Here is a 15,532-nt window from a genome sequence, read left to right on the forward strand (position 1 = left end):
TGATCCAGCGACCGGGGCCGGTGTACGACACGATCGGCACCGCCGAGTCGGCCGACGGCGCCGAGCTTCCCCTGATCGAGATCGCGGGCACCGAGACGTTCGACGACACGGCGGGCACGCTCGACCTCACCACGGTGCAGGTCGTCGGCAACCGCGAGCGCACGCCCTCGTGGTTCGAGCTCGCGATCGCGTGGCTGGACCCGTCTCGCGCGGTCGTGCCGCTGGACGTGGTGTTCCCCGCGGGCGTCACGAGCGAGCAGCGTGAAGAGCAGAACGCGGTGCTGATGGTCGATTCGCAGGCCGAGGCCACGGCCGCCGCGCTCGGCGAGCTCGGCTACGACCTCGACGCGACCGTCGCCGTGGCGGGCGTCGCCTCCGAGGACGCTCCCGCGGCCGGCCTCATCGAGGCGGGCGATCGCATCCTGTCGGCGAACGGCACGCCCGTGACCGAGGCGACGCAGCTGCGCGAGCTGATCCAGGACGGCGGGGGCGAGCCGGTCGAGATCGCTTACGAGCGCGACGGCGAGGAGGGCGTGGTCACCGTGACGCCCGAGGAGGGGCAGATCGAGGGCGAGCAGGCCTGGCTGATCGGCATCACCTTGACGACCGCCTACGACTTCCCGTTCGAGGTCACGATCCAGCTCGACAACGTCGGCGGCCCGAGCGCCGGCATGATGTTCGCCCTCGGCATCATCGACGTGCTCACGCCAGGCGCGCTCAACGGCGGCGAGGACGTCGCCGGCACCGGCACGATCACCGCCGACGGCACGGTGGGCCCGATCGGCGGCATCCGGCAGAAGCTGTACGGTGCCCGGGACGCGGGGGCGGAGTGGTTCCTGGCACCGGCGAAGAACTGCAACGAGGTCGTCGGGCACGTCCCGGACGGTCTGGAGGTGTTCTCGATCGGCACGCTGGAGGACGCGCTCACGGCACTCGAGGGCATCGCGGCGGGCGACACCGCCGACCTCCCGACCTGCGACGCGGGCTGATCCGCACCCGCGTTCTCCCGTGGGCGAACATGCGCCGCTCAGGGCAGACCCATAAGGAGCTCTTAGTAGGCTTCCAAGGGTGACCACGACCCCTGCGCCAAAGGCGGCCGCGCCGTCTCCCTTCCGACGTATCGTCACGATCTCCCTTTCGGTGATCGCGGCCCTCGTCGTCGCGTTCTTCGCGTTCTCGAACCTCTACGCCGAGTACCTCTGGTTCGACCAGCTCGGCTTCCAGAGCGTGCTGACGACGCAGTGGCTCGCCCGGGTGGTGATGTTCGTCATCGGCTTCGTCGCGATGGCGGGCCCGGTGTGGCTCGCGATCTTCCTGGCGTACCGCCTGCGTCCGGTCTACGCGCGACTGAGCTCGCAGCTCGACCGCTACCAGGAGGTCGTCGAGCCGCTGCGCCGCCTCGCGATGTGGGGCATCCCGGTGTTCTTCGGCTTCTTCGCCGGATTCGCCGCGTCGGCCCAGTGGGAGACCACGTGGCTGTGGGTCAACGGCGTCGCCACAGGCCAGAGCGATCCCGAGTTCGGTCTCGACGGCGGCTTCTACATGTTCGCGATGCCGTTCTACTCGGCGCTCGCGGGCTTCGCCTCGGCCGTGGTGCTCATCAGCCTGCTGATGACGGCGCTCGTGGCGTACCTGTACGGCTCGGTGCGGGTCGGACAGGGCGAGCTGCGCATCTCGAAGCCCGCGCGCATCCAGCTCGCGGTGCTCGCCGGCGTGTACCTGCTGATCCAGGCGGCGAGCCTGTGGCTCGACCGCTTCCGGACGCTCGTGGAGGTCGACGGCCGGATCACCGGACCCGCGTACACGGGCGTGAACGCGATCATCCCGGGGCAGACGATCCTGTCCATCGTCGCCGCGCTCGTGGCGATCCTGTTCTTCGTCACGGCGTTCATCGGCAAGTGGCGGTACCCGCTGATCGCGACCGCGCTGCTGATCGTGACGTCGCTCGTGGTCGGGATCGGCTACCCCTGGGCCGTGCAGACGTTCCAGGTGCGCCCGAACGAGCGCGAACTCGAGATGGACTACTTCCAGCGCAACGTCGACAGCACCCGCGCCGCGTACGGACTCGACGGGATCGAGAAGACGGAGTTCAGCGCGGAGACCGAGGCCGAGGCCGGGCAGCTGCGCAACGACGCCGACACCACCGCATCGCTGCGGCTGATGGATCCGGGCATCATCAGCCCCACGGTGCGTCAGCTGCAGCAGTATCGCCCGTACTACGGCTTCAATGAGCGCCTCGACGTCGACCGGTACGAGATCGACGGCGAGACGCAGGACACCGTCGTCGCGGTGCGCGAGCTCAACCTCGACGAGCTCGACGCGAGCGCCCAGACGTGGCAGAACACGACCATGGTCTACACGCACGGCTACGGCATGGTGGCGGCGAAGGGCAACGAGCGCACGAACGAGGGTGAGCCCGTCTTCATCGAGGGCAGCATCCCGTCGTCGGGCTTCCTGTCGGAGCTCGACTACGAGCCGCGCGTGTACTTCGGCGAGAACTCGCCGACGTACTCGATCGTCGGTGCTCCCGACGGCGCGGAGGACATGGAGCTCGACTACCCGCGCGGCGAGGAGGGTGCGAACGAGACCCGCACGACGTTCGAGGGCGAGGGCGGACCGAGCGTCGGCAACTTCTTCCACAAGCTGCTGTACGCCATGAAGTTCCAGTCGGAGCAGATCCTCTTCTCCGACAACGTGAACGCCGAGTCGCAGATCCTCTACGACCGCGACCCGTCGCTGCGCGTGCAGAAGGTCGCCCCGTACCTCACGATCGACAGTGACCCGTACCCCAGCGTGGTGGACGGCCGGATCGTCTGGATCGTCGACGCGTACACGACCAGCTCCTCGTACCCGTACTCGTCGGGCGTGAGCCTGTCGAGCGCGATCAGCGACTCCACGAACCCCGCGCCGAACCTGCGGATCGACGACATCAACTACATCCGCAACTCGGTCAAGGCGACCGTCGACGCGTACGACGGCAGCGTGACCCTCTACGCGTGGGACGAGAACGATCCGGTGCTGCAGACGTGGCAGAAGGTGTATCCGTCCACCGTCGAGCCCATCAGCGAGATGAGCGGCGAGCTCATGAGCCACGTGCGCTACCCGACCGACCTGTTCAAGGTGCAGCGCGCCATGCTCGGCACCTATCACGTCGACACCGCCGGGCAGTTCTACCAGCGTGACAACGCGTGGACGGCGCCGGCGGACCCCGCCAACGACCAGGTGCTGCAGCCGCCGTACTACCTGTCGATGCGCATGCCGGGGCAGGAGCAGCCCACGTTCTCGATGTTCACGAGCTTCATCCCCGAGGGCGGCCAGCGCAACGTGCTGACGGGCTACCTGTCCGTCGACTCGGACGCCGGCAGCGAGGAGGGGGAGAAGCGCGAGGACTACGGGAAGCTGCGGCTGCTGGAGATCTCCGCGGACACGACCGTGCCCGGTCCCGGCCAGGTGCAGAACGCGTTCGACTCCGATGCCAACATCGCGTCGCAGATGAACGTGCTGCAGATCGGAAACTCGAACGTGCGGCTCGGCAACCTGCTGACGCTGCCGGTCGGAGGCGGTCTGCTGTACGTCCAGCCCGTGTTCGTGCAGTCGACGGGTGGCACGCAGTACCCGCTGCTGCGCAAGGTGCTCGTGGCCTTCGGTGACCAGCTCGCGTTCGAGGACACGCTCGCCGAGGCGCTGGATTCGCTGTTCGGCGGCGACTCCGGTGCGCAGACGGGCGACGAGGGCGTGACGCCGACCGACCCGGAGACCCCGCCGGCCGACGGCGAGACGCCGCCTGACGAGGGGGAGACCCCTCCCACGGATGGCGAGACTCCGCCGGTCGAGGGCGACACGTACGAGCAGGCCCTCGCGGACGTCCAGTCGGCGCTGGAGGCCAAGCAGGCCGCTCTCGAGGCCGACGATCAGGTGGCGTACGCCGAGGCCGACGCGCGTCTGACGCAGGCGGTCCAGCGCCTGCTGGAGCTGCAGCCGTAGCCGCCGCTGCGCCGGTGCTCGAGGCGAGGGTGATCCATCGGGATCGCCCTCGCCTCGCGGCTTTCCGGTGCCGTCCGACGCGTCGGTGAACGTCGGATGACGCGCCCGGGAATCGCGGATGTCCTCGCGATTGGCGCCCCCGCTCAGGCCGTGCTAGAGTTTTCTCTTGTGCCGCGGGGTGGAGCAGCTCGGTAGCTCGCTGGGCTCATAACCCAGAGGTCGCAGGTTCAAATCCTGTCCCCGCAACAAGAAGAAGGCCCGGAACCGCAAGGTTCCGGGCCTTCTGCTTTGCCTCGGTAGGAGTGACCTCGGTTCTGGACTCCGGTCTAGATGTGAACTTCGCTCAGTGGTGTGCGTTCGCCCGCTGAGCGTTCCTGCGTGCGGCTGGCTGGATGGTGGATTGATTCCGCGCGAGGGTCGCCTTCAGCCTGATCGGATCCTCTTCGCTCGACACACCGCCGGAGGCGTCGGCGCGAGCAATGCAGTGGGAACCGGACTCAGATCGGATCCGGCGAAGGACGCGCTCCGCCGCATCTTCGCCGTGGCCGATGACTACGGACCGCTCGACGAGCCCGGTCGGCCTGACTTTTCAGTGCTCTTGCCTCGGCGAATTGGCGAGAGGACTTCCGCTGACGTTCGATGAGCCCGACTCGGCGCTAACGGACGGTGTCGGCGGAATGGGGGACAGGCTTTTCGATGCGAAGGTGAAATTCCGGTTTACGTCTGCGCGGGGGCGTCCTGAATTGTTGACACATTTCGAGTGTGTGGATACTTTCCGAGTACCTCGTCCCAGAGGTTGACAAGGAGATACGGCGAAGCTGAAATTTGCACCGCGCGGCCACAGATGGCATCAATCGGTTTGATTGGAGCTGGTGCACTGATGGCCGGCGTGTTGGTTCCCTTGCCTGCCTACGCGGAGGACGCTCTATCTCCTTCTGCCGAGGCAACCGCAGTGGCGGAGACCGTCGCGGAGCTGACGCCCGCGGCTCTGCAGATCCCCGAAGAGGAGATCGTCGAGCCGGTCTCCCTCGGCGAAGAAGGTTTCCTGGTTGCGGGCGACCTGGATGAGGCGGCGGCGATCCTTCCTCTCGAGGGAGACGGAGCAATCAGCTTCGGTGCCGGCGTCGAGATCGGCCTGCCGGAAAAAGCAGAAACGGGCGATGGCCTCGTCGCCGAGGACGGCAGCGTCAGCTACGCAGCGTCGGACGAGGGTGCAGCGTCGGTGACGGTGATCACTAGCGGCGAGGGCACGCGGATCAACACGGTCATCACGGACGCTTCCGCCTCGCACGAGTACACCTACTCACTCGGGAGCGGCGAGCCGCGCCTGCTGCCGGACGGTTCCGTTGAGATCTATGGTTCTGAGGACATCGTCGATGATGCAGGCCAGGAAGCCACCGTCGAGAGCCTGCTCGGCTCGGTGGATGCGGCGTGGGCGGTGGATGCGAATGGCGAACCGGTGCCCACCCGTTACGAGGTGCGCGGGCAGGACCTCGTCCAGATCGTGGACTTCACGGAGGACACGGCGTTCCCGGTCGTCGCGGATCCGTCGCTCTGGTGGGTGATCGGCACCGCAAGCGATCTGCGCTGCCGAGATCGCTTCGCTGGCGGTGGGCGCCGCGAAGGTCATCGCCGCGTTCGCGAAGGCCGATAAGATCGTTAAGGGCGCCAAGAAGGCGATAGCGGCCTACAACAAGCTCGGCGGCAAAATGAGCAAGGTCATCGATCTGCTCAAGAAGTACGTCAAAAAGAAGAGCAGCCTTACCAAGTCCCAGATTACGGCTCTCGAGACATTCATCAACGAGATCGGCAAATCTGTGTTCAACATCATCGGCCTCGGATCCTGCTACGCCTTGGCGACGACTAGATAGGTTTTCCAGGATATGCCGTCTTTCATCACGTTCTTGGCAGTGGTGGCGCTTCCTCTCTGCTCCTTCCTCTTGGGCGCTTGGATCATGGGCTTGCGCGATGTGCCGAACGACTCGGCTGAGCGACCGACGCGAGCATCGCAAGTGTGGACCTTGGCGCGGCTGTTGGTAGTGATCATCGGAACGGCTTTCATCCTGGTTGACCCGCCCGTGATCGCTGCCCTACCACTCCAATATGGACTGTTGATCGCGCTGCCCGTCGCTCTGGGCTTGGTTGCAAGGGCTGCCTTCGGGCGGTACCTAGCGGCCCAGGGCTGACTGCGCTCACGTCGATCCTGCTAGTGCGGCGGCAATGCCGTAGAAGTCGCAGATCGCTCGATAGTCCGCTCGCAGCCCAGACGTCCCAGGTTCAAATCCTGTTCCCGCAACAAGAAGAAGGCCCGATCCGCAAGGACCGGGCCTTCTGTCTTGCCTCGGTAGGAGTGACCTCCGCCTTGGACTCGGTCAAGAGTCCGGCTCCCGGCAGGACATGCACCCGATGGTCGTGGGGGACAGTCGCCGGTCCCGCTCACCAGCGGGCCAGCTCCGGCGCGAGCTGCTCGCGCTCCTGCTGGGGAAGCGCGAGGGCGATCGCCTCCGGCACCGTCAGCTCTGCGCCCCGCCGCTCACCTGCGGCGACCGCCTCCGGCTTCGCCGAGCGGATGCCGTCGAGTTGCGGCATGTGCACGGTGAACGCCTCCGCGTCGAACACGCCGATGCGCTGCCGGATGGCGTGGGCGACGGCCGAGAGCATCCCCGCCCGCTCCGCGTCACCGCGTGCCGCGGCGACCGCGCAGAGCCCCTCGAGCGCGTAGGCGACCCCCTCCTCGAAGTGCAGCCGCACCGAGACGAGCAGAGTGCGCACGCAGCCCGCCTCCGCGGTGTCGATGTCACCCCGCACGAGTTGCAGCCTCGCCTGGTGGTTGCCCGCGACCGAGACGGTGAACTGGTCGCCGACCGACTCGGCGACCTCCGTCGCTCGGTCGAAGCACGACTGCGCATCGTCGGTGAGGCCGCGCAGCCACGCGAGCCGACCGCGCGATACCTCGGTGATCGCCTCCGCCCACGCGTTGCCGAGGTCCCGCAGCTGGTGGACAGCATCCGCGAGCTCCCGCTCGGCGGTGTCGAGGTCGGGGAGCGGCAGCTGCAGCCGCGCGGTCGCGCGTGCCGCGGTCGCCATCGCGGCCGCGTCGCCGTCGCCGCTCTCGGTGAAGAGCCGCACGCACTCGCCGAGCCCCGCGACGACCTCCTCCGTCGGGTGCTGCCACATCTCGCTCCACAGGGCGAAGAACCACGCGACCGCGCGCGTGTGCGGTGAGATGGGCTGGTCCTTGCCGAGCAGCTCGAGCATCCAAACCCGCACCTCGCCGAAGAATCCGGCGATCCACCAGTAGACGAGCAGGCGCCAGGCGAAGTCCCCCGCGTCGTCGAGTCGGTCGATGTGCACGAGGTGGCGCACGGCGGCGCGCAGGTTCGGCAGCTCGAGGCCGAGCTGCACGACGGCCTCGCTCTGCCCGGCGCCCCGGAGCCCCGGTGCGATCGCGGCGACGAGATCGCTGTAGTAGTCGGCATGGGCTGCACGCATCCGCGCCGACTCGCCGTTCTCCTTGAGGCGGCCGAGCGCATACTCCCGCACGACGGCGAGCAACGACAGCACCGACCGGCCGCCGACCTCCGTCTGACGAACGAGCGAGGCGTCGATGAGGCCGGCGATGCCGTCGATCGCCTGGCCTTCCCACGCGCGGCCGGCACCGAGCGCCTCCATCGCCTCGAGCGTGAACTGGCGGGCGAAGACGCCGAGGTCCTCGAGCTGGGCGCGCTGCTCGGCGGGCAGCAGGCTCACGCTCCAGTCGATCGTCGCGCGCATTGTGCGGTGACGGTCGGGCAGATCCCGGGCGGCAGCGGTGAGGAGCGGCAGGCTCTCCTCGAGCCGCTGCGCGATGCCGTGCGGGGTGAGCAGCCGCACCTTCGCGGCGGCGAGCTCGATCGCGAGGGGCAGCCCCTCGAGCCGTCGGCAGATGTCGGCGACCGCGGGCGCATTCTCGGCCGAGAGCTCGAAGTCGGGCTTCACGGCTTGCGCGCGGTCCACGAAGAGGGCGCCGGCAGGGGAGCTGCGCACCCGCTCGACACTCGGTCGCGCGACGGCGTCGGGCACGCCGAGCGCCTTCACCTCGAACACGCGCTCCCCTCGGATCCGCAGCACCGTGCGGCTCGTGACGAGCAGCGACACCGACGGCGCAACGTCGAGCAGCCGCACGAGCAGGGGCGCCGCCTCCACGATCTGCTCGAAGTTGTCGAGCACGAGCAGCACGCGCCGGCCCGCGAGCGCTCGCGAGATGCGCTCCTCGAGCGCCGCCTCGCCGGTGTCGCGGATGCCGAGCACGTACGCGACCGTCGGCAGCAGCAGTCCCGGCTCGAACACCCCCTCGAGCGGGAGGAAGTACCGCCCGTCCGGGAACAGGTCCGCGGTCCCCTGCGCGACCTCGATCGCGAGCCTGCTCTTGCCGATCCCGCCCGGGCCGACAAGGCTGACGAGCTTCGTGCCGCGCTCGAAGAGCGACCGCACCTCGGCGATCTCGCGCTCGCGGCCGATCGTGCTCGTCGGGGGCATCGGGATACGCGACTCGGGGGTCGGCGGGATCTCCTCCGCCCCGCCCTCGTTGTGCAGCCGCGACTCGTCGAAGCGCTCGGCGAGCAGCGTCGCGAGGTCGTTCGACACGAGCTCCTCGAGCTCTGCCGCCGTGGCGAACGGCAGGTAGGCCGCGGTGTCGTCGGAGCGGATGCGCGCGATGAGGCCCTCGAGCCGCGGCTCCCGGTGCTCGGAGGCGCGCACGTAGATGAGCTTCGGCATGTCCCGCGGTGCGAGCGCGTACTCGTCCTCGAGGCCCGAGACCTCCTCGTCGGGCGCGACCCAGCCGTAGCTGTCGGCGTAGATGCCGACGAACACGTCGCTCTGCGCGAGGTACGAGCGGTAGAGCGCGCGCGGCGGATGCGGGCGAGCGCCGAGCTCGAACATCACGGGCGCGAGCCGCAAGCGCTCGATCGCGGCTCGGGCGGCCCGGCGCTCCTCGGCGAGCTCGCGCAGGGTCGAGCTCACGAACACCCGGATCCGCTGATCGGGAGTGCGGATCACAGGCCGGTGCGCGCCGGTCATGCCCACATCTTGGACCTGCGGGGCGCTGCGCGCCAGGACTCTCACGTCAATCCGAGCTCGTCGGCCTCGCTCGCAGACGATGACCTCGTCGAGGCCCTCCCCATGAAAGTCCTCACGCTGCGGAGGTCGAGGCCCGCCGCGCAGGGTCACGCCTGCACCGCGGCGCGGCACCGACGCGCCCGAGCGGATCGTCCACCAGATCGCCCGCGCCGATGGCGGCGTCGCAATCCGCGTCGAGGATCCCCACGCTCGGGTCCGGTTCGCTCGCGGTCGCCAGCCGGCTCAAGCAGCGGCACGACCGACGGAAACGGGAGGCGGCCCCTCCGCCCGATGAGGAGAGAGTCTCTCCCTCCTAACCAGCGCGCGTCGCTCAGCGAGAGTGCGGGGTCGTTCACTCGCGTCGGCCGCCGGGCGCGACGCTCGCGCGTACTCGCCTGGCTGCTATCTGCCCCAAGTCACCGACTCGAGATCTTCTAGGGTCGGCGCAATCCACATCGCCTCGTCGGTGACCTCAAACGCCATGGGGGCCACGGCAGTGGAGAAGGCGTAGGTGACGCCATCGGTGCGCTCGAAGGAGCCGCCGCTTTGCACCATGGCCTCGAGATCCGTCTCGACCAGCTCCCGTTTACCGGGTGCCAGGGGGCCCATCCGTATGCCCACACGTTGTCGGTGGCCGCTCCCGGCGGTGCCTACAGGCAGAGGACTCCGCCCGCCAGCTCCCCAGTGGCCTCGCCGATCGAGACCGGGCGCTCGGTCGCCTGGAGCGGGTAGGCAACCAGCGACTCGAGCCGCTCCGCCGTCAGGATGTTCTCGCACGTGGACGCCGATGCCTCGGTGGGCGTCGGCGTCGGCGTCGCGGTAGGGGTAGTGCTCTCGTGCTTTCGCGTCTCCGGCCGGCACCCGCCGGCGGGCGATGTACGGTGGTCGCATCCCACGCGGCGCCCACAGGTGTCACGGGAGATCGAACCGATCTCCATGTCGAGCGCCGCCGCCGTCGTGACTCGGCCGCAGGGAGTCCTGCCTCAATGCGCGTCCGGTGTCCACCGGTGAGCGCCTCACGCTGATGGAGAGCCCCATGCCGCAGCTGCACGAACACCTGATGCCGATCTTCGAAGAGATCGTGCGCCGGAACGCCGGCGAACCCGAGTTCCACCAGGCCGCCCGAGAGGTCCTCGAGAGCCTGGGTCCCGTGGTCGACCGCCCGGGCGGGCTCGTGGATGCGGACCTCATCCGGCGCTTGTGCGAGCCCGAGCGTCAGATCATCTTCCGCGTGCCGTGGGTCGACGACGCCGGACGCGTTCAGGTCAACCGCGGCTTCCGTGTCGAGTTCAACTCGGCCCTCGGACCGTACAAGGGGGGCCTGCGCTTCCACCCCTCGGTCAACGTCGGCATCGTGAAGTTCCTCGGGTTCGAGCAGATCTTCAAGAACGCGCTCACCGGTCTGCCGATCGGCGGCGGCAAAGGCGGGTCCGACTTCGACCCGAAGGGGAAGTCCGACGGCGAGGTCATGCGGTTCTGCCAGTCGTTCATGACCGAGCTGTACCGCCACATCGGCGAGTACACGGATGTGCCCGCGGGGGACATCGGCGTCGGCGGACGCGAGATCGGCTACCTGTTCGGCCAGTACAAGCGGATCACGAACCGGTACGAGTCGGGCGTGCTGACCGGCAAGGGCATCGGATGGGGCGGATCGCTCGTGCGTACCGAGTCCACCGGGTACGGCGCGGTGTTCTTCGCCAACGAGATGCTGCGCACGACCGGTGACTCGTTCGACGGCAAGCGCGTGGTCGTCTCCGGGTCGGGCAACGTCGCGACCTACGCCATCGAGAAGGTGCACCAGCTCGGCGGCACGGTGGTGGCGGTCTCCGACTCGAGCGGCTACGTGGTCGACGAGAAGGGGATCGACCTCGAACTGCTGAAGGAGGTCAAGCAGGTGCGCCGGGCGCGGATCAACGAGTACGCCGACGAGCGCGGCGGTGCCGCATATGTCGCGGGCGGCTCCATCTGGGACGTGCAGGCGGACATCGCCCTGCCGGCGGCGACGCAGAACGAGCTCGATGAGGACGGCGCCATCGCCCTGATCAGGGGCGGCGTGCGGGTGGTCTCGGAGGGCGCGAACATGCCCACCACCCCTGCAGCCATCCGCTCGCTGCGGGAGGCGGGCGTGAAGTTCGCTCCTGGCAAGGCGGCGAACGCGGGAGGCGTGGCGACCAGCGCGCTCGAGATGCAGCAGAACGCGTCGCGGGACTCGTGGTCGTTCGAGTACACGGAAGAGCGCCTCGAGGGCATCATGCGCTCGATCCATGACCGCTGCCTCGAGACGGCCGACGAGTACGGCGTACCGGGCGACTACGTCGCGGGCGCGAACATCGCGGGGTTCATGCGGGTCGCCGACGCGATGCTCGCCTTCGGCGTCATCTGACGCGCCGTGCGGCGTCAGGTCACGCGGTAGGCGACGTAGCGGACCCGATTCGCCTCGCGGACATAGGACGCCACGTACAGGGAGCGCTCGAGCTCGGGTTTGCGCGCGGACTCGATCGTGAGCGCTGCTCGGAAGTAGTAGGCGGTGGGGTCCACGTCCTCGCCGCGCAGCAGCGCCTCCAGTACGGCGGGGTCGCCGCTGCGTACGCCCTGCGCCCCGATGTACAGAAGCACTCCGTCGTCGCAACGGGCGCTGTAGCGGCCGTCGATCTCGATCGAGCCGTCCGCTCGCACGGTCTGCCAATCCGCGCCGCCCGGAATGATGACGCCGGTGACGTCGCCGCTGATCGTGCCGCCGATCACCGGGATGATGCGCCGGTGACCCGAGCGCGTCATCCCGTGATCCTCGAGCGGCCCCAGTTCGGCGACCACCTCGAATGAGCGCTCGAGCGTGGGAACCGGAGGTCCGCTCTGTGCAGTCATCGCAACACGCTATCGGGAGCGAGCCCCGGCCCGGATCATCCGAAGCGCAGGATCAACGCCGGACCGGGTCGCCGTCGCTGTGCAGGAACCGCTCGAGGTCGCACAGGGTCGGCGCGGCCTCCCAATCGCCTGGCACGAGGCACGCCATGGCGCCGCACGCGTTCGCCCGGTGCAGCACCGCCTCCAGGTCGAGCTCGGAGAGCAGCGCACTGAGGTATCCCGCGACGAACGCGTCCCCCGCCCCGACGGTGTCCACCGGGTCGATCGTGAACCCCGGGGCGTCGACCACCGATTCCGCCGTGAAGACCGTGGCGCCGCCCGGCCCCTGCTTGAGCACGGTCGTGGCACAGCCCGCGTCCCTCAGCCGGGCCGCGGCATCCGCGATCGGGACGTCGCGATACAGGAGCGCGAACTCCTCCTCGCCGCCGAAGACGATGTCGGCGCGCTCCGCGAGCTCGCGCAGGACGGGTCCGGCAGCCTCCGGTGAGGCGAGGCGGGACCGGTAGTTGATGTCGAAGGTCACGACGACCCCCGCTGCACGTGCCCTGTCCACCGAGGCGTGCACCGCGGCGCGCGCCGTCTCCGACAGCAGGGGAGTGATCCCGGTGATGTGCAGCAGCGACGCCTTCTCGACCCACTCGTCCGGCAGGTCCTCCGGCCGCAGCCGTGATCCGGCGGTGCCGGCCCGGTAGTAGTGCACGGCCGTGGCGGATGCCGAGGGCCGCTCTTTCACCATCAGGCCGGTCGGAGCGTCCGGATCGATAATCGCGCGCACGTCGACGCGGTCACCGCTGATCTCGCGGACGACGCGTTCACCGAGCGAGTCGTCGCCGACCCGTCCGAGCCACGACGTGGCGACGCCGAGGCGCGCGAGGCCGATCGCGACATTGCTCTCGGCGCCGCCGATCCCGAGAGCCAGCGTGCTCGCGTGGCGCAGTGAGCCGAGCTCGGTCGTGCGCATGAGCGCCATGGTCTCGCCGAGCGTGACGACAGAAGGCGCTGAAGCGCTCACGAGTCCCTCCGATCGCACACGTCGACGAAAGCGGCTGCGCGTTCACGCAGCTCCCGCAGGTTGCCTCCCGCGAAGGCGTCGCCGAGCAGCGGCCCGCCTATGCTGACCGCGACGGCGCCCGCGCGCAGCCACGCCTCGGCTCCCGCGAGGTCGACGCCGCCCGAGGGCACGGCGACGAGGTCGGGGAACGGGCCCCGCAGATCCTTCAGATACGAGGGGCCGACCTGACCGGCCGGGAACACCTTCACCGCCGACGCGCCGGCAGACCACGAGGCGTACAGCTCCGTGGGTGTCAGGCCTCCGGGAACGATCGGCACCCCGGCGGTCGTCGCCTGCGCCACGAGCGCGGTCGACGTGATCGGCGTCACGAGGTAGCCCGCCCCGGCGTCGACCGCGCGGGTCAGGTCGTCGGCGTTCGTCACCGTGCCGACGCCGAGGTCGATCTCGTCTCCGAAACGGGCGATGAGACGGGGCAGGTGATCGAACGTCCCGGGCGTGGTGAGCGTGAGCTCGACACTGCGGATGCCCGCGTCGACGAGCACGTCCAGCACCGCGTCGTAGTCCTCGGCCCGCTGCGCGCGAGCCACCACGATCAGCCTGGCGTCGACCGTGCGCTGCGGCAGGGGCACTCGACGCGTCTCACCAGTCATGCACGGTCCCGTCGAGCAGGCGGTTCACCGGCAGGTACGCCTTGGTGTACTCGTGGGCGGCCGCGGCCTCCTCGTCGAGCTCGACGCCGAGCCCGGGCTGGTCACCGGGGTGCAGGAAGCCCTTGTCGAACGTGAACGACGTCTGGAACACCTCGAGCGTCTGCTCGTTGTGCGGCATGTACTCCTGGATGCCGAAGTTGTGGATCGCGAGGTCGAGATGCAGGGCCGCCGCCATGCCGACCGGGGAGATGTCGGTGGGCCCGTGGATTCCCGACTTGATGCCGTAGATCGCGGCGAAGTCGAGCAGCTTCTTCATGGCCGTGATGCCGCCGGTGTGCGTGACGGCTGAGCGCACGTAGTCGATGAGACGTTCGGTGATGAGCGTCTGGTAGTCGAACACCGAGTTGAACACCTCGCCGATCGCGAGGGGCGTCGTCGAGTGCTGGCGCACCAGGCGCAGCGCGGTCTGGTCCTCTCCCGGAGTGCAGTCCTCCAGCCAGAACAGGTCGTAGGGCTCGATGTCCTTCGCGAAGCGCGCGGCTTCGATCGGCGACATGCGGTGGTGACCGTCGTGGAGGACGCGCAGGTCGCTGCCGAAGTCCTCCCGGATCCGGGCGAAGACGCCGGGCATGTGGCTCAGGTAGTTGCGGGTGTCCCAGCGCTCCTCGGCGGGGCGGTCGCCGGAGCGCTTGGCGGGCTCGTAGTCGTAGCGCACGCCGGGACCGGATGCGGAGACGCCGTAGATCTGGCCCAGTCCGGGAACGCCGGTCTGCACGCGCACGGCCGTGAAGCCGAGCTCCTGATAGCCGGCGATCGCGTTCTTGAGCGCGGCGTAGTCGGTGCCGGACGCGTGGGCGTAGACGCGCACGCCCTCCCGGCTCGCACCGCCGAGCAGCTGATACAGGGGCATGCCGGCCTTCTTGGCCTTGATGTCCCACAGCGCCATGTCGACCGCGGCGATCGCCGCCATCGTCACGGGCCCGCGTCGCCAGTACGGTCCGCGGTAGAGGTACTGCCAGGTGTCCTCGATGCGGTCCTCGTCGCGGCCGATGAGCGTCGAGGCGACATGGTCGGCGAGGTAGGAGGCGACGGCCAGCTCGCGGCCGTTGAGGGTGGCGTCGCCCCAGCCGACGAGCCCGTCGGAGGTCGTGATCTTGAGCGTGACGAAATTGCGCCCGGGGCTGGTGACGTTGACGTCGACGAGCTCGATGGTCATGGCGTTCTCCTGAAGATGTGGGGCGCGGGCGAGGTCGCCCGCGCCCCGGGTGCAGATGGCGGGGCGGTCAGATCGCGTCGCGCGGGTCGGTCAGGTCGCGGCCGGCGACCTCGGGCATCCAGATCGACGCGACGAGCGCGCAGAGCGTGAAGAACACGAGCATGATGACGATCGGGATGAACGACCCCGTGGCGGCGGAGACCCAGGCGGCGGCGATCACCGGTCCCGCACCGGTCGCGACGATGGCGGCGATCTCACGGGCCATCGCCGTGTAGGTGTAGCGATTGCGCGCGCCGAAGATCTCCGGGAGCGTCAGGTTCTCGAGCGAGGCGAAGCTCATCACCGCGAGGTTGTGCAGCACGACGTAGCCGATGAAGACCTGCGCGGTGTCCTTGCTGCTGATCATGAGCATGGTGGGCACGATCACGATGAGCGCGACGACCGCCCACACCATGTACATGCGCTTGCGGCCGAAGCGGTCGCCGAGCCAGCCGGACAGCGGCACGGTGATGAACGCGACGAGCGAGGAGACGATCACGGCGTTGACGCCGATCGAGCGATCCAGCAGCAGCACGACAGTGATGTAGCTGATCAGGTAGGTCTGGATCATGCCGGAGTTGCCGGCCTGACCGAACCGCAGCAGCAGCGCGATGATGAACGCCTTGATGGGCTTGCGCTGCATCGCCTCGAGCGTGCGGATGTCGC

The 15,532-nt window shown here is 68.9% G+C and carries 12 protein-coding genes and 1 tRNA gene; 6 read left to right on the top strand and 7 right to left on the bottom strand.

The window, feature by feature from the left end; translation table 11 throughout:
• The 5 genes from RIF89_RS04280 to RIF89_RS04300 form a co-directional block, all read left to right on the top strand.
• The coding region (locus RIF89_RS04280; protein WP_309067907.1) for a S16 family serine protease at positions 1-989 on the top strand (989 nt) is incomplete at its 5' end.
• A 79-nt stretch (positions 990-1,068) separates the two neighbouring features.
• Positions 1,069-3,984: a UPF0182 family protein gene (locus RIF89_RS04285; protein ID WP_309067908.1), complete on the top strand. Its 2,916-nt coding sequence runs from the start codon at positions 1,069-1,071 to the stop codon at positions 3,982-3,984.
• A 172-nt stretch (positions 3,985-4,156) separates the two neighbouring features.
• Positions 4,157-4,230, top strand: a tRNA-Met gene (locus tag RIF89_RS04290).
• A 706-nt stretch (positions 4,231-4,936) separates the two neighbouring features.
• A complete protein-coding gene (locus RIF89_RS04295; RefSeq protein ID WP_309067909.1) occupies positions 4,937-5,638 on the top strand; it encodes a hypothetical protein in 702 nt (233 codons plus the stop codon).
• A complete protein-coding gene (locus RIF89_RS04300) occupies positions 5,595-5,855 on the top strand; it encodes a hypothetical protein (protein WP_309067910.1) in 261 nt (86 codons plus the stop codon). Before RIF89_RS04295 ends, RIF89_RS04300 begins: the two co-directional genes overlap by 44 nt.
• A gap of 565 nt (positions 5,856-6,420) precedes the next feature.
• On the opposite strand, the gene RIF89_RS04305 is transcribed toward RIF89_RS04300, so the two are convergent.
• A complete protein-coding gene (locus RIF89_RS04305; RefSeq protein ID WP_309067911.1) occupies positions 6,421-9,045 on the bottom strand; it encodes a DUF4062 domain-containing protein in 2,625 nt (874 codons plus the stop codon).
• Positions 9,046-9,486: 441 nt separating this feature from the next.
• A complete protein-coding gene (locus tag RIF89_RS04310) occupies positions 9,487-9,693 on the bottom strand; it encodes a hypothetical protein (protein WP_309067912.1) in 207 nt (68 codons plus the stop codon).
• Positions 9,694-10,120: 427 nt separating this feature from the next.
• Between RIF89_RS04310 and gdhA the strand changes: the two genes are divergently transcribed.
• Positions 10,121-11,467, top strand: a complete 1,347-nt coding sequence (gene gdhA / locus RIF89_RS04315; protein WP_309067918.1) for an NADP-specific glutamate dehydrogenase — start codon at positions 10,121-10,123, stop codon at positions 11,465-11,467.
• 14 nt (positions 11,468-11,481) lie between these two features.
• On the opposite strand, the gene RIF89_RS04320 is transcribed toward gdhA, so the two are convergent.
• The 5 genes from RIF89_RS04320 to RIF89_RS04340 all read right to left on the bottom strand — a co-directional run.
• Positions 11,482-11,949, bottom strand: a complete 468-nt coding sequence (locus tag RIF89_RS04320; RefSeq protein ID WP_309067913.1) for a DUF3237 family protein — start codon at positions 11,947-11,949, stop codon at positions 11,482-11,484.
• Between the two features lie 52 nt (positions 11,950-12,001).
• Complete coding sequence (locus tag RIF89_RS04325) at positions 12,002-12,961, bottom strand: sugar kinase (RefSeq protein ID WP_309067914.1); 960 nt, start codon at positions 12,959-12,961, stop codon at positions 12,002-12,004.
• Positions 12,958-13,611 carry a bifunctional 4-hydroxy-2-oxoglutarate aldolase/2-dehydro-3-deoxy-phosphogluconate aldolase gene (locus RIF89_RS04330; RefSeq protein ID WP_309067915.1) on the bottom strand — a complete coding sequence of 218 codons (654 nt, stop codon included), beginning with the start codon at positions 13,609-13,611 and terminating at the stop codon, positions 12,958-12,960. Before RIF89_RS04330 ends, RIF89_RS04325 begins: the two co-directional genes overlap by 4 nt.
• Positions 13,601-14,827 carry a D-mannonate dehydratase ManD gene (gene manD, locus RIF89_RS04335; protein WP_309067916.1) on the bottom strand — a complete coding sequence of 409 codons (1,227 nt, stop codon included), beginning with the start codon at positions 14,825-14,827 and terminating at the stop codon, positions 13,601-13,603. Before manD ends, RIF89_RS04330 begins: the two co-directional genes overlap by 11 nt.
• A gap of 67 nt (positions 14,828-14,894) precedes the next feature.
• On the bottom strand, positions 14,895-15,532 hold a 638-nt coding region (locus RIF89_RS04340; protein WP_309067917.1), incomplete at its 5' end, for an MFS transporter.

The organism is Microbacterium sp. (assembly GCF_031178525.1).
Lineage (GTDB): Bacteria > Actinomycetota > Actinomycetes > Actinomycetales > Microbacteriaceae > Microbacterium.

Excerpts from the sequence above, each read along its gene's own strand:
- RIF89_RS04305 (WP_309067911.1), bottom strand. The coding sequence starts at position 9,045 with ATGACCGGCGCGCACCGGCCTGTGATCCGCACTCCCGATCAGCGGATC.
- RIF89_RS04310 (WP_309067912.1), bottom strand. The coding sequence starts at position 9,693 with ATGGGCCCCCTGGCACCCGGTAAACGGGAGCTGGTCGAGACGGATCTC.
- gdhA (WP_309067918.1), top strand. The coding sequence starts at position 10,121 with ATGCCGCAGCTGCACGAACACCTGATGCCGATCTTCGAAGAGATCGTG.
- RIF89_RS04320 (WP_309067913.1), bottom strand. The coding sequence starts at position 11,949 with ATGACTGCACAGAGCGGACCTCCGGTTCCCACGCTCGAGCGCTCATTC.
- RIF89_RS04330 (WP_309067915.1), bottom strand. The coding sequence starts at position 13,611 with ATGACTGGTGAGACGCGTCGAGTGCCCCTGCCGCAGCGCACGGTCGAC.
- manD (WP_309067916.1), bottom strand. The coding sequence starts at position 14,827 with ATGACCATCGAGCTCGTCGACGTCAACGTCACCAGCCCCGGGCGCAAT.